The sequence below is a fragment of the Aquifex sp. genome, assembly GCF_056494385.1.
Genome location: NZ_JBSLZM010000110.1, coordinates 1 through 2,348 on the forward strand (window position 1 = coordinate 1; position 2,348 = coordinate 2,348).

The 2,348-nt window shown below is 42.5% G+C and carries 3 protein-coding genes; 2 read left to right on the forward strand and 1 reads right to left on the reverse strand.

The features are described 5' to 3' along the window. On the forward strand, nucleotides 1–1,017 hold a 1,017-nt coding region (locus ACWB1W_RS08130; protein WP_479370866.1), incomplete at its 5' end, for a penicillin-binding transpeptidase domain-containing protein. On the opposite strand, the gene dprA is transcribed toward ACWB1W_RS08130, so the two are convergent. Further along, entirely contained in the window at nucleotides 1,014–1,973 is a 960-nt protein-coding gene (gene dprA / locus ACWB1W_RS08135; protein WP_479370867.1) for a DNA-processing protein DprA, read from the reverse strand. The two genes, ACWB1W_RS08130 and dprA, sit on opposite strands and share 4 nt — an antisense overlap. 70 nt (nucleotides 1,974–2,043) lie before the next feature. Between dprA and ACWB1W_RS08140 the strand changes: the two genes are divergently transcribed. Next, nucleotides 2,044–2,348, forward strand: a 305-nt coding sequence (locus tag ACWB1W_RS08140; RefSeq protein ID WP_479370868.1) for a GTP-binding protein, incomplete at its 3' end; no start/stop codon positions are given.

The window sequence follows — 2,348 nt, forward strand, 5'->3', positions numbered from 1 at the left end:
TCTACGGGAGAAGTTCTCGCTCTTGCGAGCTTCCCGGGGTTTGACCCTAACAGTGTTTATAAAGACTGGAAAAAGCTCAGTAAAAATCCCTTAAAACCCTTCTTTAACAGGGCTGTAAGGGGGCTATATCCCCCGGCATCCGTTTTTAAGGTGCCCATAGCCTACGCGGTTTTGGAAACTAAAACAAAATCCCCTTGGGATATAGTTTATTGCGGTGGTTACTTTAAGCTCGGGGATAGAAGGTTTTACTGCTGGAGAAGGTGGGGACACGGAAAGGTAAACCTTATAAGGAGCTTAAGGGATTCCTGTGATGTTTACTACTACACCGTGGGTTACGAGATTGGACCAACAAAGATAAGACATTATGCTAAGCAGTTTACCTACGGTATGCATATTCCCTTTGAACTTCCCGTAAGAAAAGGTTTCATACCTACTCCTTCGTGGAAGCTAAGACGTTTCAAAGAACCCTGGTACGACGGGGACACAGTTAATATGAGTATAGGGCAGGGATTCTTACTCAGTAATCTTATGGAACAAACCCTTATGATGATGGGAATAGCCAACAATGGAGTTATATACAAACCAACCCTTCTTAAAGAAATCCTTGACGATAAAGGTAACGTCATCTGGCGGAACGAAAGAAAAGTTCTTAAGGCGATTTACGGAAAGCTTGAACACTTCGCAATTATAAAGAGAGGTCTCAGGGAAGCGGTAAGGAGAGGGACCGCAAAGGAAGCAATGTCAAGAATCGTTGATATAGCGGGAAAGACGGGAACAGCTGAAGTCTTCTTTAAGAACAAAAGGAAGATAAAGGAGTATTACAAGAGGAGAAAAAAGAGACTTCCCTGGAAGTATAGAAATCACGCCTGGTTTGTAGGCTTTGCTCCCTACAGGGACCCCAAATTTATCATAGGGGTTTTTGTAGAACACGGAGAAAGCGGAGGAAAAACCGCCGCACCGATTGCAAGAAAAATACTTGAGCGTATATACATAAACAAACTCCATAAGGAAATCTAAACAGCCCTGTAATAAGCACCCTCCTGGATAATTTTTCCCTCTACAATTAGCTTCGCTATAAGGGTATTTATAAACTTAGTGTCTTCCTTGAGAAACTCATTTATCTCATCAAAGGTTCTGGGTTTTTTGAGAAAATCAAGAATGCCTTCCTCTCTTAACTCCTCATATTTGTATGCTTTACCTTCCTTTAAAAGTCGGATACATCCTTTCCATCTTTCGGAACAGGCATCACCCACAAATACGCAAATTTCTCTTCCGTACCTGTATGCGTATTCCGCAGTAATGAGCGCCCCGCTCCTCCTTCCCGCTTCCGCCACGTATAACCTTTCGGAAAGACCCGCGATAATCCTATTTCTTTTAGGGAATGTGTATTTGCTGCCCTCCTCCCAAGGGAGAAACTCGGATACAAGGGAAACCTTTCCCCTATCAAGAACCTTTTTTATCCTATACTCCGTTTTAAGAATACCGTAGCCCAGAACAACCGTAGTAGGTAGTCCCAGCTTTAAAGCGGTTTCGTGAGCCTTTATGTCTATGCCTCTTGCTCCTCCGGAAATAACAGGTTTTCCTTCCTTTTCAACAACTTTTTCAACAAACATAAGGGAAATGTCAGAGGGTTTACGCGTTCCTACGATACCTACACCCTCCGAAGGTTTTTCTCCTCTATAAAACAAGAAAGGAGGAGGATCCTTAATCTCCCTGAGAAGTTCAGGATAATCTTTATCTTCGATGGTTATAAATCTCAAACCCTTTTCCAGGCTCTTGAGAACATCTTCCTCATACCTCCTTTCGGTTGACAGGGAAAGCATAATAAGCTCTGCCTTTTTCTCTCCCAAGAGATTTACAAGACCCTTTTCCTCAAGATTTTCTATTGAACCGAACTTCTTTATAATCTTCTTTATAGTAGCTTCTCCGACGCCTCTTGTGTCCTTAAGACGCAGATATTTAAGAAGCTTCATACAGAAGATTTTGACAAAAAAAGTTTTTGTAGTATATAATATTTTTTTACCTCAAAGTCGGAGGTAGAGAATGGCCAAGGAGAAGTTTGAGAGGACAAAAGAACACGTAAACGTGGGAACGATAGGTCACGTTGACCACGGAAAGTCAACACTCACGTCTGCCATAACGTGTGTTTTGGCCGCAGGCCTCGTTGAAGGCGGTAAAGCTAAATGCTTCAAATACGAGGAAATTGACAAAGCACCGGAAGAAAAAGAAAGAGGTATAACCATAAACATCACTCACGTTGAGTATGAAACAGCTAAAAGACACTACGCACACGTAGATTGCCCCGGACACGCAGACTACATCAAGAACATGATTACCGGAGCAGCTCA

What these genes read in the sequence shown, in the direction of transcription:
- dprA (WP_479370867.1), bottom strand. Translation starts at nt 1,973, where the DNA reads ATGAAGCTTCTTAAATATCTGCGTCTTAAGGACACAAGAGGCGTCGGA.